The sequence below is a fragment of the Sulfitobacter sp. THAF37 genome, from assembly GCF_009363555.1.
Lineage (GTDB): Bacteria > Pseudomonadota > Alphaproteobacteria > Rhodobacterales > Rhodobacteraceae > Sulfitobacter.
Map to the genome: position 1 here is coordinate 404179 of NZ_CP045372.1, position 24023 is coordinate 428201.

Genomic DNA, 24023 nt, shown 5'->3' on the forward strand with positions numbered 1-24023 from the left:
TCCGGGCGGCCAAAGGCAAGCCCCGGCGCCGCAGCGTCAGAAGCTATCCCGCGTAGATCACCAGCCGGATGCCGTAGGCCACGACGCCCAGCACCGCGATGCTCATCCCCCACAGCAGCACGAACCAGCCCAGCCTGCGCAGCCAGAGCGGCATCAGTGGTATCCTTCGTCCGGGTCGATCTTGCCCCTGAACACCCAATAGGCATAGGCGGTATAGGCCAGGATCATCGGGATCAGCACCAGCGTCCCGACCAGCGTGAACCATAGCGAACTTTCAGGCGCGGCCGCCTCCTCGATCGTCAGGGCACCGGGCACGATGTAGGGGTGGAAACTGATCCCGATACCGATGAACCCCAGCACGAACAGGCTGAGCGCGCAGAGAAACGGCTGAACGTCGCGCTGTGCCTGGAGACCCCTGAACAGGCCAAGAACGCACAGCCCCACCAGCACCGGCACCACAAAGCTGAACCCCATGGACGGCCAGGTGAACCAGCGTTCGAAATAGACATACCGCAGAAACGGCGTCCACAGGCTGACCGCCGCCATGAACACCACCGTCGCAATGGCAAACGGCCAGGCCAGCCTGCGCATGTGGGCCTGAATGCGGCCTTCCAGCTTCATGTTCAGCCAGGTCGCGCCCAGCATGGCGTAGCCGACCGTCACCGCCAACCCGGTCAGCAGCGTGAACGGCGTCAGCCAGTCCCACCAGCCGCCGGAATAGGCCCGGTTTTCGACCTCGATGCCCTGCACCAGCGCGCCCAGCGCGATCCCCTGGCAGAGCGAGGCCATCAGCGAGCCGCCGAAAAACGCGATGTCCCACGTGCCTTTCCAGCGTTTGGTCCGCCAGCGGTACTCAAAGGCGACGCCGCGAAACACCAGCCCCAGCAGCATCAGGATGATCGGCATGTAAAGCGCGGGCATCACCACCGCATAGGCCAGCGGGAACACCGCGAACAGACCGCCGCCGCCCAGCACCAGCCAGGTTTCATTGCCGTCCCAGATGGGTGCTACGGAATTCATCATCACGTTGCGCTCTTTCTCGTCCTTCGTCAGCGGAAACAGCAGCCCCACGCCCAGGTCAAAACCGTCGAGGATGACATAGACCAGCACCGCAAAGGCGATGATTCCGGCCCAGATGAAGGACAATTCGAACCCCAGCATGTCAGGTCATCCCCTTGTCTTCGTGTTTGTCCTGCACCTGCGCCGCCGGGGTCGTGCCAGCGGTTCGGGTCGGTCCGTCGTCCATCATCGGCGCGTCGCTGACCGGCTTGATCGGCTTGTTCATCAGCCGCAGGATATAATAGGTGCCCGCCCCGAAGACGAAGAAATAGACGATGATGAACGCGATCAGAGAGGCCGCCACCGCCGGGGCCGCCACCGGCGACAGACTGTCGGATGTCCGCAGCAGCCCGTAGACGGTAAAGGGCTGGCGTCCCACCTCTGTCGTGATCCAGCCCGCCAACACGGCGACGAACCCCATCGGCCCCATCACCATCGACGCGCGCCAGAGCATGGGCGCGTCGAACAACCGCCCCCGCGCCCGCGCGATCAGCCCCCATATCCCCAGGCCCAGCATGGCGAACCCAAGCCCCACCATCACCCGGAAGGAGAAAAAGACGATGGCCACCGGCGGTTCGTCCTCGTCCGGGATGGTATCCAGCCCGGCAAGCGGCGCATTCAGATCATGCTTGAGGATCAGCGAACTCAGCTTGGGGATCTCCACCGCGTAGTCGACCCGCTTCTCCGCCTGGTTTGGCAGGCCGAACAGGATCAGCGGCGCGCCGTCGGGGTGGCTGTCGAAATGCCCCTCCATCGCCATCACCTTGGCGGGCTGGTGTTCCAGCGTGTTGATCCCGTGGAAATCGCCCGCCGCGATCTGCAACGGGGTGACAAGGACCAGCATCCACATCGCCATGGAGAACATGCGCCGCGCGGGCTTGTCCGCCCGGTCGCGCAGCAGATGCAGCGCGCCCACCGCGCCCACCACCAGCGCGGTGGTCAGGAAGGCCGCCAACACCATATGCGTCAGCCGGTAGGGGAAGGACGGGTTGAAGACGATCTTCCACCAGTCCTCGGGGATGAACTGGCCCAGCTCGTTCATGCTGAACCCCGCGGGCGTCTGCATCCAGGAATTCACCGACAGAATCCAGGTCGCCGAGATCAGCGTGCCAAAGGCCACCATGCCCGTCGCGAACATGTGCAGCGCCTCGCCCACCCGTTCGCGGCCGAACAGCATGATCCCCAGAAACCCCGCCTCAAGGAAAAAGGCGGTCAGCACCTCATAGGCCATCAGCGGCCCGATCACCGGCCCCGCCTTGTCCGAAAAGACGGCCCAGTTGGTGCCGAACTGATAGGACATGACGATGCCCGACACGACCCCCATGCCAAAGGCGATGGCGAAAATCTTGACCCAGTATTTGAACAGGATCAGGAATGTCTCGTCCCGCGTCCACAGCCAACGCGCGTTCAGCACCGCCAGAAAACTGGCCAGACCGATAGAGAACGCCGGAAAGATGATGTGAAACGAAATGGTGAAGGCGAACTGCACCCGGGCGAGGATCTCTGCGGAATATCCGTCCAACATGGCCTGACCTTTCTGCTTTCCCACCCGGACATAAAGCTTTTGCCCGGCCTGTACAGCGTCACATTTCGCCGCAGCGTCGCCAGGGGCCGGAAGCCCTCAGTCCCGAAACTTCAGATCGACCGACAGGCCGGGGTCATTGTCCCCCAGCTCCAGCGCCGCGCCATGCAGCTGCGCGACCGCCGCCACAAGGCTCAGACCCAGACCGTTGCCCGGCGTGTTGCGGCTGCGGTCCAGCCGGTAAAGGCGGTCCAGCACCTTGACCCGCTCCGCCGCCGGAATGCCCGGTCCGGTGTCCGTCACCCTGAGCCGCGCCTGCCCCGACGCCTGACGCGACAGCTGCAATGCGATCCGGCTGCCGGGGGGCGTGTGGCGCAGCGCGTTTTCGATCAGGTTCGATACCATCTGCCCCAAGAGCGCCCGGTCTCCGCGCACCATTGGCACGCCTTGCGCCACTTCCAGACAAAGATCATGGCCGGTCTCGGCGGCGCTGGGTTCGTGGACCTCGACCATCGTCTGGCAGACCTGCGCCAGGTCGACCGGTGCAAATCGCGCGCGGGCCGCGCCCGCCTCGACCTGGGCAAGCTGCAAGAGCGCCTGAAACACATGTCCCATCTCGGCCACTTCGGCGCGGGTGCGCGCCACCAGATCGGCCTGCTCGCTGTCAGGGGGAACCTTGCCTTCCAGGTCTTCCAGCCGCAGGGCAACCCGTTGCAGCGGCGTCCTGAGGTCATGGGCGATGTCCGAGGACACCTGTTTGAGCGTGGTGACAGAGGCCTCCTGTGCCGTGGCCATTTGGTTCAGCTTGCCGCCGATCTGCGCCAGGTCGTCGGACCAGCGCGGTCCGACCGCGACCCGCGCGCCCAGATCGCCCCGCGTCATCCGGTCCAGCGCGCTGCCCACCACCTCCACATGCCGCTTGGACCGGCGCGCCAGAACCAGCCCGCCCGACAAAGCGATCAACGCCGTGGGCAGCAGGCTGATCAGCAGGATGTTGCGGAACACATCGCCCAGCGCCTCGATCTCGGCCCGGCTGCGCGCGATGGTGATGACCCCGCCATAAAGCCGGTCGGTCAGCGACAGGTAGGCACCTTCGTAGGCCGCCCGGCTGCGCCCCAGCGACACGATGTGAAACCCCGCCTCGTCCCGCGCGATGGCGCCGTTGCCATAGATCCGCCCCGAGGGCGCGGCATAGCTCAGCACCATGCGGTTCGGATCCGTCTCGCGGCTTTCGGCCTCCACCAGCGCGGCCACCGCGCGGGCATTGGGCGCAGCACGGAACCCGGCCAGATCCTGCCGCAGGTCGGCGCGCATCGCCTGCTCGAACGACCGCTGCGTATAGCCATAGCTGGCCGCGAGACCCAGCAGGCTGACGGCGGTGAACAGCGCCACCAGCAAGAGCGCCAGCCGCAGCGGCATCGACCGCCAGACCTGCAGAAGCCCTGTCCTCATGCGGCGATCCGGTAGCCCGCGCCGCGCACGGTCTGGATCAGCTCGCCGTCAAAGGGCCGGTCGACCTTGGCGCGCAACCGGCTGATGTGGGTTTCAACCACGTTGGTCCCGGGGTCGAACCCGATGTCCCAGACCGCCTCCAGCAGCATGGTCCGGGTCTGCACCCGGCCCTTGCGGCGCAGCAGATGTTCCAGCAGGGCGAATTCGCGCGGCAGCAGGTCGATCTCCTGGCCTGCCCGCGTGACCGTGCGGCTGATCAGGTTCATCTCCAGATCGCCCGCGCGCAAGGTGCTTTCGGCGTCTATGCCCTGCGGCCTGCGCGACAGCGCCGCCACCCGCGCGGAAAGCTCGCCAAAGACGAAAGGCTTCGCCAGGTAGTCGTCCGCCCCGGCACGCAGCCCCTCGATCCGGTCTTCCACATCGCCCATCGCCGTCAACAGCAGCACCGGCACCGTCGATCCCGCGCCGCGCAGCGTCTTGAGCACGGTCAGCCCGTCCAACTGCGGCAGCATCCGGTCCAGGATCAGCACGTCATGGCCGCCGCCCGTCGCCGCGATCAGCCCCTCGCGGCCGTCCGCGATCAGGTCCACCACATGGCCCTCCTCGCGCAGCCCCTTGGCGATGTAGCGACCGGTCGTCGCGTCGTCTTCAATGATCAGGATTTTCATCTTCTCCTCGCGCGCATCCTGCAGGCCCCATGCATAGAGAATATGGGCCCGCAGGCCCCGTTACAAATTTGTATAGCACCGCCCACGCCGCTGTAAGAACGCTCCGCCATATGGGGGCGGTAACACAAAAATCGAGGTATCCCCGATGCAATCCATCCTGAAACATTCCCGCAACGGCGCCGCGGCGGCAGTGACCGCGGCCCTGCTGGCCACCTCCGCCCTGACCGTCACCCCCGGCCCGGCTTATGCCGTGCCCGCCGGTGGCTACGCGGATCTGGTCGAACAGGTCTCGCCCGCGGTGGTCTTTATCGAAGTCACCTCCGAAGCCAGCAACGACGTCGCACCGGCCCTGCCGCAGAACATCCCCCCGCAACTGCGCCGCTTCTTCGAGGACGGCATGCCGGGGATGCCCGGCCAGCAGGGACCGCGCCAGGGGCTCGGGTCCGGTTTCATCATCTCGTCCGATGGCCAGATCGTCACCAACCACCATGTGGTCGCCGGTGCCGACACCGTCACCGTCAAGATGGCCGACGACCGCAGCTTCGAAGCCAAGGTGGTGGGCAGCGACCCGATGACCGATGTCGCCCTGCTCAAGATCGAGGCGGACGTCGACCTGCCCTTCGTCAGCTTCGGCACGACCGACGGCCTGCGCGTGGGTGACGAGGTCGTTGCCGTCGGCAACCCCTTCGGCCTTGGCGGCACCGTGACCTCGGGCATCATCTCTGCCCTGTCGCGTGACATCCGGTCAGGTCCCTTCGATGACTTCATCCAGACCGATGCCTCGATCAACAAGGGCAACTCCGGCGGTCCGCTGTTCAACAACGACGGCCAGGTCATCGGGGTGAACACCGCGATCCTCTCGCCCGACGGCGGCTCCGTCGGCATCGGCTTTGCCGTGCCTGCCGACCTGGTGCAGACCGTCGTGGCCGATCTTGCCGACGACGGCACCGTCGCGCGCGGCTGGCTCGGCGTGAACATCCGCCCGATGACCGACGAGGTCGCCAACGTGCTGGGCTACGACACCCCCAAGGGGGCCGTGATCGAAGCGGTGAGCGACGACAGCCCCGCCGCCAGGGCCGGCCTGAAGAAGGGCGACATCATCATGTCCTTCGGCGATACCAGCGTGCAGGACCTGCGCGATCTGACCCGCGCCGTCGCCACCACGGAACCCGAGCAGGACGCAAAAGTCACCGTGCTGCGCAAGGGCGAGGAAGTCACCCTCGACGTGACCGTGGGCAAGCTGGAACCCAAGCCGGCCTGACCCATGCGCGACCCCGGCGGCGCACCCCCCGTTGCCGCCGGGGTCTGAGTCTTCTCATCGGCTGCTCCTACAATTTCGCGATGCGCACCAGCGCCTGCCGCAGCAGCCTTGCCTCCTCTGCAGAAAAATCGGCCATCAGGGCCCGGTCGAACTGCTGCGCCTGCGCGGCAAGATCGGCGTAGGCGTGCCTGCCCTGCGATGTCAGCGCCAGCGTTTCATGGCGCCTGTCGTCCTCCCGGGGGCTGCGCGTCAGAAATCGCTTGGCCTGCAGCGCCGCCACCGCGCGGCTGACCTTGGTCTTGTGCATCCGCGCCCGGTCGCAGATCTCCTTGGCCGTCATCGCGCCATAGCGTCCGAGGTGGAACAGCACCCGCCATTCGGTGCGCAACATCCCGTATCTGCCCTTGTAATACTGCTGAAAACGCGCGCTGGATTCCTCCGCCGCCATATTCAGCAAATACGGCAGGAACCCCCGCAGGTCGAACTCATCCGCCCCCTCCCCGGGCATGGCCCCGTCTTTTTCCGGCATTTTGCAATTTATCCCGTTGTTAGTTACAAAACCAACTAATATGTGATCCTCACGTTTTGCGAAAGGACTGTCATGAACAAGGACGTCGCCCCCCACGCGCTGCAAAGCGCCGCCACGCCTGTCGGCACCCACGAAGGGTACATGCCCGGCTTCGGCAACGATTTCGAGACGGAGGCCCTGCCCGGCGCGCTGCCGCAGGGCATGAACAGCCCGCAGAAGGTGAACTACGGCCTCTACGGCGAACAGTTGTCCGGCACCGCCTTTACCGCGCCCAGCCACCAGAACGAACGCACCTGGTGCTACCGCATCCGCCCGTCTGTCAAGCACACGCACCGGTTTGAAAAGATCGACCTGCCCTATTGGAAATCCGCGCCGCATGTGGACCCGGATGTGGTCAGCCTGGGCCAGTATCGCTGGGACCCGGTCCCGCATTCCGAAGGGAAACTGACCTGGCTTACCGGCATGCGCACGATGACGACGGCGGGTGACGTGAACACCCAGGTCGGCATGGCCAGCCACATCTACCTCGTCACCGACAGCATGGTGGACGCCTATTTCTACTCCGCCGACAGCGAACTGCTCGTGGTCCCGCAGGAGGGCCGCCTGCGCTTTGCCACCGAGTTGGGCGTGATCGACATCGAACCGCAGGAAATCGCGATCATCCCGCGCGGGCTGGTCTACCGGGTCGAAGTGCTCGAAGGGCCCTGCCGCGGCTTTGTCTGTGAAAACTACGGCCAGAAGTTCGACCTGCCCGGCCGCGGCCCGATCGGGGCCAACTGTATGGCCAACCGACGCGACTTCAAGACGCCGGTGGCCGCCTTTGAGGACCGCGACGCGCCCTCCACCGTCACGGTGAAATGGGCGGGCCAGTTCCACGAGACGAAAATCGGCCACTCCCCGCTCGACGTCGTCGCCTGGCACGGCAACTACGCGCCCTGCAAATACGACCTGCGCACCTATTGCCCCGTGGGCGCGGTGCTGTTCGACCACCCCGATCCATCGATCTTTACCGTGCTGACCGCCCCCTCGGGCGTCGAAGGCACCGCCAACATCGACTTCGTCCTGTTCCGCGACCGCTGGATGGTGGCCGAAGATACCTTCCGCCCGCCCTGGTACCACAAGAACGTCATGTCTGAACTGATGGGCAACATCTTCGGCATCTATGACGCCAAGCCCAAGGGCTTTGTCCCCGGCGGCATGTCGCTGCACAACATGATGCTGCCCCACGGCCCCGACAAGAACGCCTTCGAAGGCGCGTCGAACGCCGATCTTCAAGCGGAGAAACTGGAGAACACCATGTCCTTCATGTTCGAAACCCGCTTCCCGCAGCACCTGACCGCCTTCGCCGCGAAAGAGGCGCCGCTGCAGGACGATTACATCGACTGCTGGACCGACCTGGAAAAGAAATTCGACGGTACCCCCGGCAAGAAATGATGCCGCCTGCCGGTTTCGCCCTAGGTGACACCGGCAGCTATCAGCACAAGGACCTCCCATGACCCTCCTCCAATCCTGGGTGGAAAGCGCCAACAGCGCCGACACCGACTTTCCGCTCAACAACCTGCCCTATGGCGTGTTCGAAACCGACAGCCTGGAACCGCGCTGCGGCGTGGCCATCGGCGACATGATCCTCGACATGGCCGCCCTGGAAGAAAACGGGCTGATCGACCTGGCCGAAGAGCCGGTGTTCGACGTGCCCTACTGGAACGACCTCATGGAACTGGGCCCCGAGGGCTGGGCCGCGCTGCGCAACCGGCTGACCGATCTGCTGGCGGCGGACGCCCCCGATCAGGCACAGGTCGCGCCCCACCTCGTGCCCATGGCGGAGGCCCGGATGCACATGCCGCTGGTGGTGACCGAATTCACCGATTTCTACGCGGGCAAGCACCACGCCACCAACATCGGCACCATGTTCCGGGGCGCGGAAAACGCGCTGCCGCCGAACTGGCTGCACATCCCCATCGGCTACAACGGCCGCGCCTCCACCGTGGTCGTGTCCGGCACGCCCATCGTGCGGCCCAACGGCCAGACCAAGGCGCCGGACGCCGACATGCCCTCCTTCGGCCCCAGCAAGCGGCTGGACATCGAACTCGAAATGGGCGCGATCGTCGGCACCTCCTCCGAGATGGGCCAGCCCGTCACCGTGGCCCAGGCGGACGAGATGATCTTTGGCTACGTGCTGCTGAACGACTGGTCCGCGCGCGACATCCAGCCCTGGGAATACCAGCCCCTCGGCCCGTTCCAGGCCAAGGCTTTCGCCACCTCCATCTCGCCCTGGATCGTGACCCGCGCGGCGCTGGAGCCGTTCCGCACCTCCACCCCCGAACGTGAAAAGGACCTGCTGCCCTACCTGCGCGAACCCGGCCCGATGCTCTATGACATCGCGCTTGAGGTGACGATGGCCGCAAAAGGCAAGGCCCCGACCACCATCGCGCGCACCAACTACAACCAGATGTACTACTCCGCCGCACAACAGCTGGCCCATCACGCGTCCTCGGGCTGTGCCATGAACGCGGGCGACCTGCTGGGCTCCGGCACCATCTCCGGCCCCGAAAAGGATCAGCGCGGCTCGCTGATCGAACTCACCTGGGGGGGCAAGGAAACCATCACGCTGGACAGCGGCGACACCCGCACCTTCATCGAGGACGGCGATACACTGACCCTCAAAGGCGCCGCAGAGGGCGACGGATACCGCATCGGCTTCGGCGACTGCGTGGGCACGATCACACCGGCAATCAAGTTCCCCTGAGCTTCATTGTTCCGAAAAATACACAAACACGACGCCACCACAGGCGCCACGCCGGAAAGGACAAGACATGGCCAAAGCATTCGCCTCCCAGGGTGACATGACCGAAAAGAAAATCACCTTCGACGAGGTCGGCCGCGGCCTCTGGGCCTTTACCGCCGAAGGCGACCCCAACTCCGGCGTGATCATCGGCGATGACAGCGTGATGATCGTCGAGGCGCAGGCGACACCGCGTCTCGCAAACAAGGTGATCGAAAAGGTCCGCGAAGTCACCGACAAGCCGATCAGCCACGTTGTCATGACCCACTACCACGCCGTGCGCGTGCTGGGCGCCTCGGCCTACGGCGCCGATCAGATCATCATGTCCGACGTGGCCCGGGCCATGGTCGTGGAACGCGGACAGGAAGACTGGGACAGCGAATTCCAGCGTTTCCCCCGCCTTTTCGAAGGCCACGAAAGCATCCCCGGCCTGACCTGGCCCACCACCACCTTCTCCGACAGCATGACCGTCTATCTCGGCAACCGCCGCGTGGACATCAAGCATATCGGCCGCGCCCATACCGCCGGCGACGCCATCATCCATGTGCCCGACGAGAACGTCATGTTCACCGGCGACATCGTCGAGGACCATTCCGCCTGCTATTGCGGCGACGGGCACTTCAACGACTGGGGCGGCACGCTGGACAATATCCTGGCCTATGACGTCGACGCCATCGCACCGGGCCGTGGCGGCGCGCTGATGGGCCGCGACGCGGTCAACGGCGCCATCGCCTCCACCCGCGACTTCGTCAATTCCACCTACGCCCCCGCCGCCCGCGTCGCGGCCCGTGGCGGCAGCCTCAAGGAAGCCTGGGACGCCGTGCGCGAAGCCTGCGACCCCAAGTTCTCGGACTACGCGATCTACGAACACTGCCTGCCCTTCAACGTCGCCCGCGCCTATGACGAGGCGCGCGGCATCGACACGCCGCGCATCTGGACGGCGGAACGCGACATCGAGATGTGGAACGCGCTGCAGGCTTGACTGCGGCGCACCGGGAGGAACATCATGGTTGCCGTCAGATATCAGACCGCCTTCACGCTCTACCCCTACGCAAAGGTGCCCGCGCAATCCCAGGCCCCGCTGCGGCATCCGGTGGTGATCGTGGGGGGCGGTCCCATCGGCCTGGCGCTCGCGCTCGATCTGGGGCTCAAGGGCACCCCGGCGCTGGTGCTGGACGACCACGAAGGCGCGGGCCTGGGGTCCAAGGCGATCTGCTTTGCCAAGCGGACGCTCGACATTTCCCATCGGCTCGGCGCGGCGGCGCCGATGCTGGACAAGGGCGTCGTGTGGAACACGGGCCGGGTGTTTCACGCCGACGGTCAGGTCTTTGAATTCAACCTCCTGCCCGAAGACGGCCACCGCTACCCGGCCTTCATCAACCTGCAACAGCCCTATTTCGAACGCTACCTGGTGGAAGCCATCGAAAAAGCGCAGGCCGACGGCGCCCCGATCGAGATCCGCGGCGCCAACCAGGTCACCGCCATCACCCGCGCGGATGGGTTCACCACGCTGGACGTCGACACGCCCGACGGGCCCTACCGGGTGGAGGCCGACTATCTGATCGCCTGCGATGGCGCGCGCTCGCCCCTGCGGGACATGATGGGCCTGACCTTCGATGGCCGGGTGTTCGAGGACAACTTCCTGATCGCCGACGTGCACATGAAGGCCGATTTCCCCACCGAACGCTGGTTCTGGTTCGATCCCCCGTTCGAAGGCGCGGGCCAGTCCGCGCTGCTGCACAAGCAGCCCGACGACATCTGGCGCATCGACTTTCAGCTGGGCTGGGACATCGACCGCAAGGCGGAACTGGACCCCGACCGCATCCGCGCCCGCGTGGACGCGATGCTGTCCAGCCAGACCGGCACCGTGCCGGACTACGAACTGGAATGGACGTCGATCTACACCTTCCAGTGCCGCCGGATGCAGACCTTCCGGCATGGCAACGTGATCTTTGCCGGCGACAGCGCCCACCAGGTCTCTCCCTTCGGCGCGCGCGGCGCCAATTCAGGCGTGCAGGATGCCGACAATCTCGCATGGAAACTGGATCTCGTGCTGCGCGGGCTGGCCGACGACAGCCTGCTGGACAGCTACGCGACCGAACGCGAATTCGGCGCCGACGAGAACATTCTGAACTCCTCCCGCGCGACCGATTTCATGACACCCAAGACGGAAATCAGCACGATCTTCCGCAACGCGGTGCTGGACCTCGCCGGGCGGCACGCCTTCGCCCGCCCGCTGGTGAACTCGGGCCGCCTGTCAGTGCCCTGCACCTACGACGGCTTTCCGCATTTCGGCCCGGATGCGCTGCAGGGCCCGGCCGCGACCCGCCCCGGTGCGCCCTGCGTCGATGCCCCGGTCGAGGACGGCTTCCTGCTGGACCACCTGGACGGCAGGTTCATCATCCTCGCCCTGGGCTGCACCGCGGAGGCGGTCAGCGCGCAGGGCATCGACGCGGGCGTGGTGGAAATCGCCAGCCCATCCGACGCATTGACCCGCCGTTACCTCGGCGAGGCAAAGCAGGCCGTCTACCTCATCCGACCCGACCAGCATGTCGTGGCCCGCTGGCCCGGCTTCGACGCGGATGCCATCGCCGCCGCCATCGCCCGCGCCATCGGAAAGGACAGCTGACATGGCCGTGACACTGACCCCGAACATCCCCGATCAGGACGGTTTCTACGACGAGTTGCTGCGCGCCCACGAGGGGTTGAGCAAGGCGGAATCGGATGCGCTCAACGCGCGGCTGATCCTGGTGCTGTGCAACCACATCGGCGACCGCGACGTGATCCGCGCCGCACTGGCGGCGGCGACGTAGTCACAGGTCCACCTCGACCACGCCTCCGGCCTGTGCCGCGCGGCTCTGGCACAGGATGATCGCATCCTGCCGCTGCGCTTTCGACAGCACGAAATCGCGATGCTCGACCGCGCCGGAAACCAGCCCGCATTTGCACACGCCGCAGATCCCGTCAGAGCATTTGACGTCCACATGGATGCCATTCTCGGCCAGCACGTCCGTCGCGCTCTTGTCGGCAGGCACGGTCAGCTCGCGCCCCGACCGCGCGAGCCGTAGGGTAAAATCGAAGTTCTCGTACTCCGGCACCTCGGGGACCGAGAAATATTCCAGATGCCGCGCCTCCTCGGGCACGCCCGCCACCTCTGCCGCCGCCATCACCGCCGACATGTAGCGTTCCGCCCCGCAGGTGTAGACATGCGCGCCCGCTGGCAGGCCGCCCATGACGGCACCCAGATCGGCGCGGCTGTCTTCATCGGTGATGTGCAGATGCACCCTGTCGGCCCAGGGGACCGCCGCGAGGTCCGCCAGATATCCCATGCTGGCGCGGGACCGGCCGGAATAATGCAGCGCAAAATCGCGCCCCGCGCGGTGCAGCTCATGCGCCATGGCAATCATCGGCGTCACCCCGATCCCGCCCCCCATCAGCAGCGAAAACGGCGCATCGGCGTCCAGCGGGAAATGGTTGATCGGGTTGGAGATGAAAACCTTGCGCCCCTCGCTGAAGATCCGGTGCAGCAGTTTCGATCCGCCGCGCCCCGCATCCTCCATCAGCACACCGATCTGATAGGTGCTGCGGTCGCCGGGATCGCCCGACATGGAATACTGGCGCAGGAACTCCGGCGCCACCACGATGTCCAGATGCGCCCCCGCCTGCCAAGGCGGCAGATCACCCCCGCCCACGGGCCGGAACTCATACTTGGTAATCCCTGCCGCCATCTTCTCGGCCTTGGTAATCTCTACATGTATCACCGGGCTGTCGGCGGCATCATTCGTGCGGTGCACCATGCTCTCATCGCCCGCCGCCAGACGCCGCTGATATTCCTCTGCCGTGATCATCGCGCGGTAGGCCTCGATCCCTGCCTCCCGGTCCATCGGGTCGGGGTACGGGTAGGGATGCGGGGCCAGCGGCGCGGGATAGACCGCCAGCGTCTGGTCCTCGTACTTCAGGTCCAGATCCCGTTGCAGGGACCGCGCGTTCACCGGCTTGTCCGTCGGGCGGTATCCGCCATCTTCGGCAATCTCCAGATCCCACCACCATTTCTTGACCGGGTTCAGCCCGCCGTTGCCCACCGCATCGTCCAGACGCGCCAGCGCCGGGGCCGCGGCGGGCATGTTCATCGCCGCCCAGCGGAACGGCGCCTCTTTGAAGATGCCTTCCAGGTTCCACGGACAGGTCTTCATGCAGCGCCCGCACATCGCGCCACCCGGTGTGGTGATCCGGTAGGTGGCGCATTTCTGGCTGTCGGATTTCCAGATCTCGTAGCCGTTGAACATCAGCTTCGGTCCGGCGGTGATCGCGCCAGAGGGACATTCCCGCGCGCATTTGTTGCAGGCCTCGCAGAATTTCTGCAGGCCAAAGTCGATGGGCCTGTCATGCGCCATCGGCAGGTCGGTGGTGATCGCCCCGGATTTGAGCCTTGGCCCGAGGTAGGGGTTCAGGATCACCTCGCCGATGCGGCTGACCTCGCCCAGCCCGCTCAGCAGCAACAGCGGCGGTTGTAGCACCTCGCCGTCCATCACCGTATGCGCCTTGGCGCTGTAGCCGAGGTTGCGGATCTGTTTCGCCACCACGCCCCCGATCAGCGAGAACCGCAAATAGGCGCGCATCGACTGCGCCACGCTGATCCAGTCGTCGCCCGACGCGCCCTCCATCGTCTCGTAACCCTGGTCGATGATCAGCGACACCGCCTGATCGTGCGGCGGGTCGATGGGCGCGCCGGTGGCGTCATGCGAATACCACGCCCAGTCCGGGCAGCGCGAAATGCCGACCGCGTCCGCCCCGAGGTAATAACAGGTCGCCTTGACCAGCGCGGCGGCCTCCGCCGGGTCCAGCGTGACCTTGTCCGCCGCAGGGGCGCCGTCCTGCAACAGCACGAACGCCCCCAGTGCCCGGCGCTGCGCGGTCGAGGGCGCGGCCTTGCGCACATAGTAACCACCCTTGGCCCCCTCCTGCAGCGGCTTGCCCATATCGCCGAACTGGGCGCGGGCGAACATGTCCGTCCGCTTGGGCACCCGCGCCACCCGCGCCTCGTCAATGTAGGTGGTGGGGTCCTGCACGCGCTTCAGCCGCTCGAACGGATGCGCCCCGTCCACGAACCGTCGCCTGGCATAGGGCACCGCGTTCATCGCGTTCTTGCGTGATCCCGTTCCCAGCTTCCAGCGCACACCAAAGGCCGAGGCAGGCTGCGCCGACATCGGGGCAAGGGGCCGGTCCGGGGCCATGGCAAAGCTGGTCGTCACCGCCGCCAACCCAAAGCGGCTGCCGATGTAGGGATGATGCAGCGCCCCGTCCTCCACCGTCGCCAGCCCCGCCGCCACCGCCAGATGGCCAAGATCAACATCCGACGTGGACACCGTATGCCCCCGCGCGTCAAAGCCCAGCACCCGCAGGTAATTGGCCAGCACCACCGCCGTCTCTGCCGCCAGCAGCCCCGCCCGGTGCGCCTGTGCCTCCCTGATCCAGCCGGTCCCCGCCTCACCCGCCGCCACGTCGCGCGGGTTCTCGTAGAGGAACACAAGCGCATGGGTATGGCCCTCCATCGTCGCCGGAGGTGCTTCCATCGACTCCTTGAGGTCCGCCATGATCATGTCGATGCCAGAGGCCAGCGTCTTGGTCTGCCGCGTGCGCAGGTCCTGCGACAGCCGGTCGATGTCGGGGTTGCGAAAGGGGCGTTCAAGCACCGCCGCCGCGGGCAGCTCGCAGATCCCGACCACCGCCGCGTCAGAGAAATAGCCGAACGCTTTCAGATGATTGGCCCGCTCCTGCAGGTCATCCGGCACCTCGGAAACGCCCCGGTTGATCAGCCCGTCCCGGATCGCGTCCAGCATCGCCTGATGCTCGCGCATGGCGTTCAGGATCGAATGCGGGTCCTCGGGCCGCGCAAAGTCCAGTTGCCGCATCCCGGGCACGGCGGACAGGTCCGCCGGTCCATGCCTCCGCGCCAGCAGTTCGCAGGGATAGGGACCCATGTGGACCGGGCGGTGCTTGTCCGAAAACAGGCGGAATGTCATCGCGCGGGCCCCTTTGCTGTCTGGTCAGACCGTGACGGTCCCCCGCCGAACGGCCCTTGTCAACCGATCACGCAAAGCTGATACCGACCGATCCGAAGGCCCCGAAGTCGGCGGCGACCACCGCCCCGGGCGGGCATTCCACCGGCCGGATGAAACTGCCTGACAGGATCACCTGCCCCGCCTCGATCTGCTGCCCGTATTGCGCCATGCGGCGCGCCAGCCAGACGACACTTTCCACCGGGTCGTTCAACACGCCCGCGCCCAGCCCGGTTTCCTCGACCGCCCCGTCCCGGCTGACGATGGCCCCGACCCAGCGCAGGTCCACCGCATCCGGCGCGTGACGCGCGGCACCCATGACGATGCCCGCATTGGCCGCATTGTCGCTGATCGTGTCAAATATCACCCGCGCCGCCCCGGTATCGGGGTCCCTGCGCCGGACCCGCGTGTCCAGAATTTCCAGCGCGGGCGCGACATGGTCGGTCGCCGCCAGCACCTCGGCCCGCGTGACCCCGTCTCCGCCCAGCGCGGATTTCATCACAAAGGCGATCTCCGCCTCCACCCGCGGCTGGATGAACCGACCCGCGGGCACCACCGCCCCGTCCTCGAACGCCATATCGTCGAACAGGATGCCGCTATCGGGGATGTCGATGCCCAGCGCCTGCTGCATCGCCTTTGACGTCAGGCCGATCTTCCAGCCGATGACACGCCGCCCCGCCGCCAGCTTTGCCGACAGGACGGCCGACTGGATGGCATAGGCATCGTCCATGGTGATCTGCGGATAAGCCCTGGAAATCAGACCGATCTGCTGGCCTGTCTCCTCGGCCCGCAGCAACTGCGACGCGACCTCAGCATGCTGTTCCGGCGTCATGCCTCGTCCTCCACCCCGTTGCGCAGGATGCCGATGCCCGGCACCTCGACCTCGACCACATCGCCCGGCACCAGATAGCGCGGCGGGTCGAACCGCGCCCCGGCCCCGGTGGGCGTGCCGGTCACGATGATGTCGCCCGGCTGCAAAGTCATGAAGGTGGAGATATAGGCGATCTCCTCGCGCACCGGGAACATCATGTTGCGCAGATGATCGTCCTGGCGGACCTCGCCGTTGACCCGTGTCACCAGATGCGCGTCGTCGATCTGGCCCGCGTCGGTAAAGGGCACGATCCACGGCCCCATTGCCCCCGACCGATCCCAGTTCTTGCCCTGGGTGACGTTGAACTTCGCATGGCGCACCCAGTCGCGGATCGTCCCCTCGTTGCACAAGGTCAATGCGGCGATGTGATCATAGGCGGCGTCGGGCGCGATCCGGCGACCCGGCTTGCCGATGATCACCGCCACCTCGCCCTCGTAGTCCAGCGTATGGCTCTCCGGCGGACGAATGAGCGGCCTGTCGTGCCCGGTGAACCCGCTGGCAAAACGCGGAAACAGCGACATGTATTTCGGTTGCGCGCTGCCGTCCCTGTATTCGGCATTGCGGTCGGGAAAGTTCACCCCGACGCAGATGATGCGCGGCGCATCCGGCAGCGGGATGTCATAGGTAAAGTCGGTATGGGTGACGGACGCCCCCTCTGCCGCCGTCGCCAGTGTGGGCAGGCCGCCATCCGCAATCGCGGCACGCAGGGTCTGCCACTGCGGAAACTGCGGCGACAGGGCTATCATCCCCGCATCTGTCACAGCCCCGAAGTGGCGCGCACCATCGGCGATGAAACTGGCAAAGCGCATATCGGTCATGGCGCCACGATCGGTGTGGCCTTCAACACCGCCTCTGTCGTGTCCTGCCCGACGAAATTCGTACCATGCTCAAACCAGCTCTTTGGCGCGGGCGCCCCCCACAGCGTCTGACGCTGCGGGTCCTTCAGGTCCCACCTGATCGGCTCGTGGTCCGGGTCCAGCGTCTGGTAGTCGGAACAATAAATCTCGATCCGGTGGCCGTCCGGGTCCAGGATATAAAGGAAAAAGGCATTGGAAATGCCATGCCGCCCCGGCCCCCGTTCGATGTTGCCCACGTATCCGGTGGTCGCCATCAGGTCCAGCAGGTCAATGATGTTGAGCGGCGTCGGTACCCAGAACGCGACGTGATGCATCCGGGGCCCCGTGCCGTTGGTAAAGGCCATGTCATGCACGCCCCCCTTGCGGTGCATCCAGGCCGCCCACAACCGCCCGCTTTCCTCGTCCTCGGTGTATTCGCTGACCCGAAAGCCGAAGTCGTTGTAGAACGCCACCGACGCATCCACATCCGGCGAAAAGCAATTGAAATGGTCGATCCGCAGCGGCTTGACCCCACGGTACAGCGCATATTGCTGATGGATCGGCGGCAGGCGGTCCATCTTGTGGTAGAACTCCAGCGGAATGCCGATGTTGTCGCGGGTCAGCAGCGTGCGACCCTGGTAGGGGCGCTCGACCCACTCGGTGGGCTGACCGCGCTCCCTGAAATACGCCTCCGCCTTGTCCAGATCGTCCTCGTCCCACACCTTGAACCCCATGACCTCGACCGTGCCGGGCTGGTCGGACTTTTGCAGGATCACGCAGTGATGCCCCCGCTCTTCCATCGCGCGCAGGTAGACGCGGCTGTCATCCTCATCCGTGACCTGCAGGCCCAGCGTTTCGGTATAGAACGCGCGGCTTGCGCCCAGGTCGGCGACATTCAGACAGGTATGGCTCAGCCGGACAACATTGAACGGCGGGTAAAGATTGGGTGCGGGAACGCTCATGCGGGCCTCCTTTCAGATGCCGAGGCGGGTGATCTTGTGCGCGCCGGTCGCGAAACCGATGTGCTTTTGCTCCATGTAGAACTCAAAGCTCCAGTCGCCGCCGTCGCGCCCGATGCCGCTGGCCTTCACCCCGCCAAAGGGCGTGGGCAGATGGCGGACGTTTTCGGAATTGACCCAGATCATCCCCGCCTCCAGTGCGTCGGTGAACCGCAGCGCGCGGGTCAGGTCGTTGGTCCAGACATAGCCGGTCAGCCCGTATTCGGTGTCATTGGCCAGCGCCAGCGCCTCTTCTTCCGTCGCAAAGGGGATCGAGGTCAACACGGGGCCGAATATCTCCTCCTGCGCGATGCGCATGTCGTTGCGGGCACCGGTAAACAGCGTCGGCTTCACGAAATAGCCGTCGTCGCCCAGCGTCTCGCCCCCCGCCGCGACGGTCGCCCCGTCCTGCTGCGCGATGTCGAAATAGGACGTGACCTTGGCAAAGTGCTCTTCGCTGATCAGCGGGCCGATCTCGGTCGCGGGGTCCAGCGGATGACCGACCTTGATGGCGTTGACCCGGTCGATCAGCTTTGCCTCGAACGCCGCACGGATCGTGTCCTGCACCAGCAGCCGCGAGGACGATGTGCAGCGTTCCCCGTTGATCGAATAGATCATGAAGATCACCGCATCCAGCGCCCGGTCCAGATCGGCGTCGTCAAAGACGATCACCGGGTTCTTGCCGCCCAGCTCCAGGTGGTTGCGCTTGAGCGTGTCCGCGCCCTGCTTCACGATCATGCTGCCCGTCCGGCTTTCCCCGACAAAGGCGATGGCCCGGATCAGGCGATGTTCGCACAGCGCGCGCCCGGCATCCTCGCCGAAACCGTTGACGGTGTTCAGCACCCCCGGCGGCAGGCCCGCCTCCTCGGCGATCTCCACCAGCAGCCGCGCGGTCAGCGGCGAGGCTTCGGCGGGCTTGTGGACCACCGTGCAGCCTGCTGCCAGCGCCGGGGCGATCTTCCAGGTGGACAGCATGAAGGGCGTGTTCCAGGGCGTGATCACCCCCACCGGCCCGATGGGCTTGCGGGTCGTCACGTTCATCAGCGTGGGCGACGGCAGGTGCTGCCCGTTCCGCGCCGATGTCACCTGATCGGCAAAGTAGCGAAAGTTCTCGGCCCCGCGCAGGGCCGCCTTTGACATGAACTTCCACGCCTGCCCGGTGTCCCAGCATTCGCACAGCGCGATTTCCTCGGCCCGCGCCTCGATCCCCTCGGCGATGCGGATCAGGACCGCGCGGCGTTCCTTTGCAGGCATGTCGCGCCATGCGGGAAACGCATCATGGGCCGCTTGCGCCGCCGCGTCGATGTCCGCCGCCTGCCCCCGCGCCACGTCGCAGATCACGCTCTTGTCCACGGGCGACACGGTCTGGAACGTCCCGCCCCCACCGGAACGGTCCTGCCCCCCGATGCGGTTGGCGATGCCCCCCTCGCGGAAGCGTGCCAGGTGACGCTCCAGCGTCGCGATGTTCTCGTCCAGCTTCGACATGATCAGCCCTCCAGGTGGTTGCGGATGGTGCCCGTCTTGGGCGACAGGTCGGGGTCGATGTCCCGCATCTCAAAGGACAGGGCGATGGGCCGGGTCGCCATGACCGGGGCGATGAACGCCTCCGCCGCATCGAACAGCGCCTTGGTCGCGGCCTGTTTCACCGCCAGGTCCCGCCCCGCCCGCAGTCGGACGGACACATCGATATAGCCATGCGCCGGGTTGCCGTCCGCGATGGCGTAGTGCCGCGCCGCATGGGCGCGCACCCGCACCCCCGCCGCCGGAAACGCCTCCAGCCCCGTCGCCACGACACGCAGCCGTTCGCACAGCGCGGCCATGTCGATCGCCTCTTCAAGGTTGGCGGAATAGTCGATGATCAGATGCGGCAAGGACGCAGATCCCCCTCCAGTTAATTAACATGTAAAGCAATAGACGCTTGCACTGTCAATCGCAAGATACCAGATGAACCCACCCGACCGCAGGTAGACCCGTGACCGATACCGAAGATCCCAAAGCACCCGCGCTGCCCGCCACAGACCGGTCCCTGCCGATCGCCCTGATCCGCGCGCGCGAAAAGGTGATGGCCCCGATCCGCGACATGCTCTCCGAGACGGGCATCACCGAACAGCAATGGCGTGTCCTGCGCGTGCTGGCCGAAGGCGGCACGCTCGATGCGACCGAAGTGGCGGAACGTGCCAGCCTGCTGCAGCCCAGCCTCACCCGCATTGCGCGCAGCCTGTCAGACCGTGGCTACGTCACCCGCACCCGTGATCACGCAGACCGCCGCCGCCAGATGCTGGCGATCACCGCCGCCGGTCAGCAGGTGATCGACGACAACCTCGCCCAGGCCCTGCAGATCGCGGAACGGGTCCGCAGATCCCTTGGGCACGAGAACTACGAACAGCTTCTGGACCTTCTGGGCGCGCTGCAGGATTTCAAATAGCGATCAACGGCCTGCCACCGCCCCTTGCCGCGGTCGCGCCCGAACCGAGGAGTGGGCGAGTAGCGCCCGCCCCGTGGGGGCGGTTCGGGCGCTGCCAAAGCTTTGCTTTGGCAATAGGTCTTCGCTTTGAGAATAAAACATGCGCTCAAAACCGCCGTCCGCCGCATTCTCCATGAACGTCCGCTTGGCCGCTCCCCCGACCTTTGGACATGTCACCGCTCTCCAGGCTACTGTCGGCAGACCGGCTCTCGCCCTCCACGTCCGGCCCCGTCTTTCCAGTCCTGATGGCCCGCGACCTGCGGCTGACGATCACCATGCAGGACGTCAGCACACGCCTGACGGAAACTTAGCCTTGTCGCTCAGTTTCCTTCACCTCGATCTCCAAGTCCGCCTCGGGGACGTTCAGGGTGGACCAGGTCGTATCCTGCGGCGGGGCGGGCGGCAGGTCGCAGGCCCGTTTGTGGATGTTCACCTTGGCGATGAAATTCGCCGAGATCGGCGCCGTCACGAACAAAAACGCGATGATCAGCAGCTCGTGCAGGGACCCTTCGCCCTGGACAAAGGAATTGATCATCGACGCCAGCAGCAACGCCCCGATGCCCACCGTGCCCACCTTGGTCGGCGCATGGAGCCGCGTCATGGAATCGTTCAGCTTCAGCAGGCCGACCGCTGCAACCAGGGCAAAGAACGCCCCGACGGCAAGGCAGAATGCCACGGCATATGTTCCGATCACTTCCAGCATCATTCGATGATGTCCCCCCGCAGCACGAACCGCGCATAGGCCACCGTCGACACGAAGCCGAGCATGGCGATGATCAGCGACGCCTCGAAATAGATCGCCGTGCCCTGCGCCAGCCCCAGCAGAACGATCAATCCGATGGCATTGATCACCATGGTATCGAGCGCCAGGATACGGTCGCCCGTGGAGGGTCCGATCAGCAGCCGAACCATCGCGCCCAGCTGGCTCAGCGCGACACAGACAAACGCCCCGATCAGGCACCATTGCATCACGTCACTGGCAAGGGTCATGTGAAAATCTCCTTCAATCGGCGCTCGTAGCGGTGCTTGATCTCGTCCCGGACGGCGTCCGGGTCCGGCACATCCAATGCGTGGACCAGCAGGCTGTGCCCCTCGTCCGACAGGTCCGCCGACACGGTGCCCGGCGTCAGGGTGATGGTGCCCGCCAGAACCGTGATCGCCTCGGGCTGGCGCAGGTCCAGCGGGATCACCACCCAGGCCGGGCGCATGGAGGCATTGGATTTGGTCAGCACGATCCACGCAACCTCGATGTTGGCCACGATGATGTCCCACATCACCAGCAAGCAGTAGCTCAGCATCCTGAAAGGCCTGATCCCGCCTGGCCGGTCGGGCCACCACTGCGCGGTGGCGATGGGAATGAAGATGCCCAGGAGCACGCCGAAAACGACCATCCCGGCAGAGATGTCATTCTGCAGCAGGGTCCAGACCGCGGCCAGCAACAGGGTCAGGAAAGGATGTGGCAACAGCCACCGAAAGGCGCGCATCATCTCAATGTCCCTCCTCTTTGGTGGTGCCATGGCCCGCCGCATCCTCGCCATCAGCGGCCTTGTCGCCATAGCCGTCGTCATAGCCTTCCGGCTTGGGGCGCGTCAGCTTGCCCTGGGTGTCCAGCACGGTCGATACATAGTCGTCGGGGCCGAACAGCTGTGCCGCTGTCGCATCGGTATAGCGATAGATCGGCCCGGCCAGAACCGTATGCAGCACCAGCAGCGTCACCAGACCGCCGACCGCGGCATAGGACAGCACCGGGGGCGTCAGCCCGTCGTCGCGGCGGATCGTCGCCGCGAAGTTCTCCGCGCTCTTGGTGTCTTCCGGCTCCGCCTCGTCGTCGGGCACAGAGAGGCTGCGGGCTTTCCAAAACAGCACGCTGCCCGCCCGGGCAAAGCCGACCACGGAAATCAGGCTGGACCCCAGGACCACCGCCCAGATCCAGACCACCCAGCCGCTGGCGAACCCCGCATCGAGGATCAGCAGCTTGCCCACGAAGCCCGACAGCGGCGGCAGCCCGGCCATGGCAATGGCCGCGACAAAGAACAGCGCCGCCGTCAGCGGCCCGCCCGCGATCGGCGGCTGCGCCGCCAGGTTCAGGTCTGACCGGCCCGCGCGGGCAAGGTCCGTGATCAGGAACAGCGCCCCCGCCGCCAGTGTCGAATGGATGATGTAATACAGCGCCGCCGCAATGCCCGCAGGTGTGAACAGCGCGATGGAGACCATGACCATCCCCATCGACCCGATCACCGAAAAGGCGACCAGCCGGTCGAACTGCCGCGCCGCCAGCACGCCGACCATGCCGATGGCCAGCGACACCAGCGCCAGCGGCATCAGCCACAGCCCGTGCAGCCCCTCGGTCGCCGCCACGTCGGGGCCAAAGATCAGCGTGTAGACCCGGATGATCGCATAGGCCCCCACCTTGGTCATGATCGCGAACAGCGCCGCTACCGGGGCCGGCGCCTCGGCATAGCTCGACGGCAGCCAGAAATGCACCGGCACCAGCGCCGCCTTGACCGCAAAGACCAGCAGCAGCATCACCGACGCGATGCGGATGCCCACCGTTTCCTCCGCGCCGATCAGCGCGACACGTTCGGCCAGATCGGCCATGTTCAGCGTACCGGTCTGGGCATAAAGCGCCCCCAGCGCAAACAGGAACAGCGTCGATCCCAGCAGGTTGTAGAGCACATATTGCACCCCGGCCCGCAGCCGCGCATTGCCGCCCGCGTGGATCATCAGCCCGTAGGAGGCGATCAGCAGCACCTCGAAAAAGACAAAGAGGTTGAACAGGTCGCCGGTCAGGAAGGCCCCCATGATGCCCATCAGCTGGAACTGGAACAGCGCGTGGAAATGTCGCCCCCTGTTGTCCCATTCGGACCCGATGGCATAAAGCAGCACGAACAGCGCCAGCACCGCGGTCAGCAGCACCATCATCGTGCTCAGCCGGTCGGCCACCAGCACGATCCCGAAGGGCGCGGCCCAGTCGCCCAGCTGGTACAGCGTCACGGTGCCGTCGGATGCCTGCCAGGTCAGCCCGGCGGCGATCGTGATCAGCGCCAGCACCCCGGCGACGGAGAAGACCCGCTGAATGCCGATGTGATAGCGCGCGGCCAGCACGATGAACGGGGCCAGCATCGCGGGCAGAACGACGGGGGCGATGATCCAATGGGTCATGCCTTGTCCTCCGCCACGTCATCCGACATGCCATCGGCCGCGACCGGATCGTCCACGTGATCGTCATCGGCACCCAGGTAGGACCCCAGCGCGATCATCACGATCACCGCCGTCATCCCGAAGGAGATCACGATGGCGGTCAGCACCAGCGCCTGCGGCAGCGGATCGGTATAGCGTTCCGCATCCGTCAGGATCGGCGGCGCGCCCAAGGTCAGCCGCCCGGAAGCGAACAGGAACACGTTGACCGCATAGGTCAGCAGCGAAATGCCCATGATCACCGGAAAGGTCCGCAGGCGCAGCACCAGGTAGAGCCCCCCGGCAGTCATCACGCCAATGGCCGAAGCAACGAGAAATTCCATC

General features: G+C 65.7%; 25 protein-coding genes. 8 read left to right on the plus strand and 17 right to left on the minus strand.

The genetic code is table 11. The features are described from left to right. Positions 1-43: 43 nt before the first annotated feature. The 5 genes from FIU94_RS02040 to FIU94_RS02060 form a co-directional block, all read right to left on the minus strand. Entirely contained in the window at positions 44-154 is a 111-nt protein-coding gene (locus FIU94_RS02040) for a DUF2474 family protein (protein WP_152464198.1), read from the minus strand. Beyond that, complete coding sequence (gene cydB / locus FIU94_RS02045) at positions 154-1161, minus strand: cytochrome d ubiquinol oxidase subunit II (protein WP_152464199.1); 1008 nt, start codon at positions 1159-1161, stop codon at positions 154-156. Before cydB ends, FIU94_RS02040 begins: the two co-directional genes overlap by 1 nt. A gap of 1 nt (position 1162) precedes the next feature. Continuing rightward, on the minus strand, positions 1163-2584 hold the full coding sequence (locus FIU94_RS02050; RefSeq protein ID WP_152464200.1) for a cytochrome ubiquinol oxidase subunit I: 1422 nt from the start codon (positions 2582-2584) through the stop codon (positions 1163-1165). 96 nt (positions 2585-2680) lie between these two features. Then, entirely contained in the window at positions 2681-4033 is a 1353-nt protein-coding gene (locus FIU94_RS02055; protein ID WP_152464201.1) for a HAMP domain-containing sensor histidine kinase, read from the minus strand. Continuing rightward, a complete protein-coding gene (locus FIU94_RS02060) occupies positions 4030-4701 on the minus strand; it encodes a response regulator transcription factor (RefSeq protein ID WP_152464202.1) in 672 nt (223 codons plus the stop codon). The genes FIU94_RS02055 and FIU94_RS02060 overlap by 4 nt, the downstream gene beginning before the upstream one ends. Positions 4702-4846: 145 nt before the next feature. On the opposite strand from FIU94_RS02060, the gene FIU94_RS02065 reads away from it, so the two are divergent. Then, positions 4847-5962 (plus strand): Do family serine endopeptidase, encoded by a 1116-nt coding sequence (locus tag FIU94_RS02065; protein ID WP_152464203.1) that lies wholly within the window; start codon positions 4847-4849, stop codon positions 5960-5962. Positions 5963-6029: 67 nt separating this feature from the next. Here FIU94_RS02065 and FIU94_RS02070 read toward each other — a convergent pair whose 3' ends face one another. Next, a complete protein-coding gene (locus FIU94_RS02070; RefSeq protein WP_152464204.1) occupies positions 6030-6470 on the minus strand; it encodes a MarR family winged helix-turn-helix transcriptional regulator in 441 nt (146 codons plus the stop codon). A gap of 93 nt (positions 6471-6563) precedes the next feature. On the opposite strand from FIU94_RS02070, the gene hmgA reads away from it, so the two are divergent. From hmgA to FIU94_RS02095, 5 genes are all read left to right on the plus strand, one after another. Further along, positions 6564-7925, plus strand: coding sequence for a homogentisate 1,2-dioxygenase (gene hmgA, locus FIU94_RS02075; RefSeq protein WP_152464205.1), 1362 nt, complete (start codon positions 6564-6566; stop codon positions 7923-7925). Between the two features lie 58 nt (positions 7926-7983). Continuing rightward, complete coding sequence (fahA, locus tag FIU94_RS02080) at positions 7984-9237, plus strand: fumarylacetoacetase (RefSeq protein WP_152464206.1); 1254 nt, start codon at positions 7984-7986, stop codon at positions 9235-9237. 67 nt (positions 9238-9304) lie between these two features. Next, complete coding sequence (locus FIU94_RS02085) at positions 9305-10255, plus strand: MBL fold metallo-hydrolase (protein WP_152464207.1); 951 nt, start codon at positions 9305-9307, stop codon at positions 10253-10255. Between the two features lie 24 nt (positions 10256-10279). Next, positions 10280-11902, plus strand: a complete 1623-nt coding sequence (locus FIU94_RS02090; protein WP_152464208.1) for an FAD-dependent oxidoreductase — start codon at positions 10280-10282, stop codon at positions 11900-11902. Position 11903: 1 nt separating this feature from the next. After that, a complete protein-coding gene (locus FIU94_RS02095; protein WP_152464209.1) occupies positions 11904-12086 on the plus strand; it encodes a DUF2783 domain-containing protein in 183 nt (60 codons plus the stop codon). On the opposite strand, the gene FIU94_RS02100 is transcribed toward FIU94_RS02095, so the two are convergent. The 6 genes from FIU94_RS02100 to FIU94_RS02125 all read right to left on the minus strand — a co-directional run bounded on the left by FIU94_RS02100 (position 12087) and on the right by FIU94_RS02125 (position 19908). Next, positions 12087-15296 carry a 2Fe-2S iron-sulfur cluster-binding protein gene (locus tag FIU94_RS02100; RefSeq protein WP_152464210.1) on the minus strand — a complete coding sequence of 1070 codons (3210 nt, stop codon included), beginning with the start codon at positions 15294-15296 and terminating at the stop codon, positions 12087-12089. Positions 15297-15363: 67 nt separating this feature from the next. Then, the gene (gene hpaH, locus FIU94_RS02105) at positions 15364-16164 is read right to left on the minus strand and encodes a 2-oxo-hept-4-ene-1,7-dioate hydratase (RefSeq protein WP_152464211.1); all 801 of its coding nucleotides are present in this window, start codon (positions 16162-16164) and stop codon (positions 15364-15366) included. Then, on the minus strand, positions 16161-17012 hold the full coding sequence (locus FIU94_RS02110; RefSeq protein WP_152466919.1) for a fumarylacetoacetate hydrolase family protein: 852 nt from the start codon (positions 17010-17012) through the stop codon (positions 16161-16163). The genes hpaH and FIU94_RS02110 overlap by 4 nt, the downstream gene beginning before the upstream one ends. Before the next feature lie 5 nt (positions 17013-17017). Further along, on the minus strand, positions 17018-18001 hold the full coding sequence (gene hpaD, locus FIU94_RS02115; protein ID WP_152464212.1) for a 3,4-dihydroxyphenylacetate 2,3-dioxygenase: 984 nt from the start codon (positions 17999-18001) through the stop codon (positions 17018-17020). 12 nt (positions 18002-18013) lie between these two features. Further along, positions 18014-19522 (minus strand): 5-carboxymethyl-2-hydroxymuconate semialdehyde dehydrogenase, encoded by a 1509-nt coding sequence (gene hpaE / locus FIU94_RS02120; RefSeq protein WP_152464213.1) that lies wholly within the window; start codon positions 19520-19522, stop codon positions 18014-18016. Between the two features lie 2 nt (positions 19523-19524). Further along, positions 19525-19908, minus strand: a complete 384-nt coding sequence (locus FIU94_RS02125) for a 5-carboxymethyl-2-hydroxymuconate isomerase (RefSeq protein WP_152464214.1) — start codon at positions 19906-19908, stop codon at positions 19525-19527. A 101-nt stretch (positions 19909-20009) separates the two neighbouring features. On the opposite strand from FIU94_RS02125, the gene hpaR reads away from it, so the two are divergent. Next, positions 20010-20462: a homoprotocatechuate degradation operon regulator HpaR gene (hpaR, locus tag FIU94_RS02130; RefSeq protein WP_254702592.1), complete on the plus strand. Its 453-nt coding sequence runs from the start codon at positions 20010-20012 to the stop codon at positions 20460-20462. 209 nt (positions 20463-20671) lie between these two features. After that, entirely contained in the window at positions 20672-20812 is a 141-nt protein-coding gene (locus tag FIU94_RS20825) for a hypothetical protein (RefSeq protein WP_172975830.1), read from the plus strand. Here the strand turns inward: FIU94_RS20825 and mnhG are convergent. The 5 genes from mnhG to FIU94_RS02155 are packed head-to-tail and all read right to left on the minus strand — an operon-like array spanning position 20809 to position 24022. Next, complete coding sequence (gene mnhG, locus FIU94_RS02135; protein WP_152464215.1) at positions 20809-21207, minus strand: monovalent cation/H(+) antiporter subunit G; 399 nt, start codon at positions 21205-21207, stop codon at positions 20809-20811. The genes FIU94_RS20825 and mnhG overlap by 4 nt on opposite strands. Then, a complete protein-coding gene (locus FIU94_RS02140) occupies positions 21204-21491 on the minus strand; it encodes a K+/H+ antiporter subunit F (RefSeq protein WP_152464216.1) in 288 nt (95 codons plus the stop codon). The genes mnhG and FIU94_RS02140 overlap by 4 nt, the downstream gene beginning before the upstream one ends. Continuing rightward, on the minus strand, positions 21488-21988 hold the full coding sequence (locus tag FIU94_RS02145; protein ID WP_152464217.1) for a Na+/H+ antiporter subunit E: 501 nt from the start codon (positions 21986-21988) through the stop codon (positions 21488-21490). Before FIU94_RS02145 ends, FIU94_RS02140 begins: the two co-directional genes overlap by 4 nt. Position 21989: 1 nt before the next feature. Then, positions 21990-23663, minus strand: a complete 1674-nt coding sequence (locus tag FIU94_RS02150) for a monovalent cation/H+ antiporter subunit D (RefSeq protein WP_152464218.1) — start codon at positions 23661-23663, stop codon at positions 21990-21992. Continuing rightward, positions 23660-24022 carry a Na+/H+ antiporter subunit C gene (locus FIU94_RS02155; protein WP_152464219.1) on the minus strand — a complete coding sequence of 121 codons (363 nt, stop codon included), beginning with the start codon at positions 24020-24022 and terminating at the stop codon, positions 23660-23662. The genes FIU94_RS02150 and FIU94_RS02155 overlap by 4 nt, the downstream gene beginning before the upstream one ends. Position 24023 lies beyond the last annotated feature (1 nt).

Bases quoted from the DNA above. Each gene is read 5' to 3' on its own strand.
- FIU94_RS02040 (WP_152464198.1), bottom strand. From the start codon at position 154: ATGCCGCTCTGGCTGCGCAGGCTGGGCTGGTTCGTGCTGCTGTGGGGG.
- cydB (WP_152464199.1), bottom strand. From the start codon at position 1,161: ATGCTGGGGTTCGAATTGTCCTTCATCTGGGCCGGAATCATCGCCTTT.
- FIU94_RS02050 (WP_152464200.1), bottom strand. From the start codon at position 2,584: ATGTTGGACGGATATTCCGCAGAGATCCTCGCCCGGGTGCAGTTCGCC.
- FIU94_RS02055 (WP_152464201.1), bottom strand. From the start codon at position 4,033: ATGAGGACAGGGCTTCTGCAGGTCTGGCGGTCGATGCCGCTGCGGCTG.
- FIU94_RS02060 (WP_152464202.1), bottom strand. From the start codon at position 4,701: ATGAAAATCCTGATCATTGAAGACGACGCGACGACCGGTCGCTACATC.
- FIU94_RS02065 (WP_152464203.1), top strand. From the start codon at position 4,847: ATGCAATCCATCCTGAAACATTCCCGCAACGGCGCCGCGGCGGCAGTG.
- FIU94_RS02070 (WP_152464204.1), bottom strand. From the start codon at position 6,470: ATGCCCGGGGAGGGGGCGGATGAGTTCGACCTGCGGGGGTTCCTGCCG.
- hmgA (WP_152464205.1), top strand. From the start codon at position 6,564: ATGAACAAGGACGTCGCCCCCCACGCGCTGCAAAGCGCCGCCACGCCT.
- fahA (WP_152464206.1), top strand. From the start codon at position 7,984: ATGACCCTCCTCCAATCCTGGGTGGAAAGCGCCAACAGCGCCGACACC.
- FIU94_RS02085 (WP_152464207.1), top strand. From the start codon at position 9,305: ATGGCCAAAGCATTCGCCTCCCAGGGTGACATGACCGAAAAGAAAATC.
- FIU94_RS02090 (WP_152464208.1), top strand. From the start codon at position 10,280: ATGGTTGCCGTCAGATATCAGACCGCCTTCACGCTCTACCCCTACGCA.
- FIU94_RS02095 (WP_152464209.1), top strand. From the start codon at position 11,904: ATGGCCGTGACACTGACCCCGAACATCCCCGATCAGGACGGTTTCTAC.
- FIU94_RS02100 (WP_152464210.1), bottom strand. From the start codon at position 15,296: ATGACATTCCGCCTGTTTTCGGACAAGCACCGCCCGGTCCACATGGGT.
- hpaH (WP_152464211.1), bottom strand. From the start codon at position 16,164: ATGACGCCGGAACAGCATGCTGAGGTCGCGTCGCAGTTGCTGCGGGCC.
- FIU94_RS02110 (WP_152466919.1), bottom strand. From the start codon at position 17,012: ATGCGCTTTGCCAGTTTCATCGCCGATGGTGCGCGCCACTTCGGGGCT.
- hpaD (WP_152464212.1), bottom strand. From the start codon at position 18,001: ATGAGCGTTCCCGCACCCAATCTTTACCCGCCGTTCAATGTTGTCCGG.
- hpaE (WP_152464213.1), bottom strand. From the start codon at position 19,522: ATGTCGAAGCTGGACGAGAACATCGCGACGCTGGAGCGTCACCTGGCA.
- FIU94_RS20825 (WP_172975830.1), top strand. From the start codon at position 20,672: ATGTCACCGCTCTCCAGGCTACTGTCGGCAGACCGGCTCTCGCCCTCC.
- mnhG (WP_152464215.1), bottom strand. From the start codon at position 21,207: ATGATGCTGGAAGTGATCGGAACATATGCCGTGGCATTCTGCCTTGCC.
- FIU94_RS02140 (WP_152464216.1), bottom strand. From the start codon at position 21,491: ATGACCCTTGCCAGTGACGTGATGCAATGGTGCCTGATCGGGGCGTTT.
- FIU94_RS02145 (WP_152464217.1), bottom strand. From the start codon at position 21,988: ATGATGCGCGCCTTTCGGTGGCTGTTGCCACATCCTTTCCTGACCCTG.
- FIU94_RS02150 (WP_152464218.1), bottom strand. From the start codon at position 23,663: ATGACCCATTGGATCATCGCCCCCGTCGTTCTGCCCGCGATGCTGGCC.
- FIU94_RS02155 (WP_152464219.1), bottom strand. From the start codon at position 24,022: ATGGAATTTCTCGTTGCTTCGGCCATTGGCGTGATGACTGCCGGGGGG.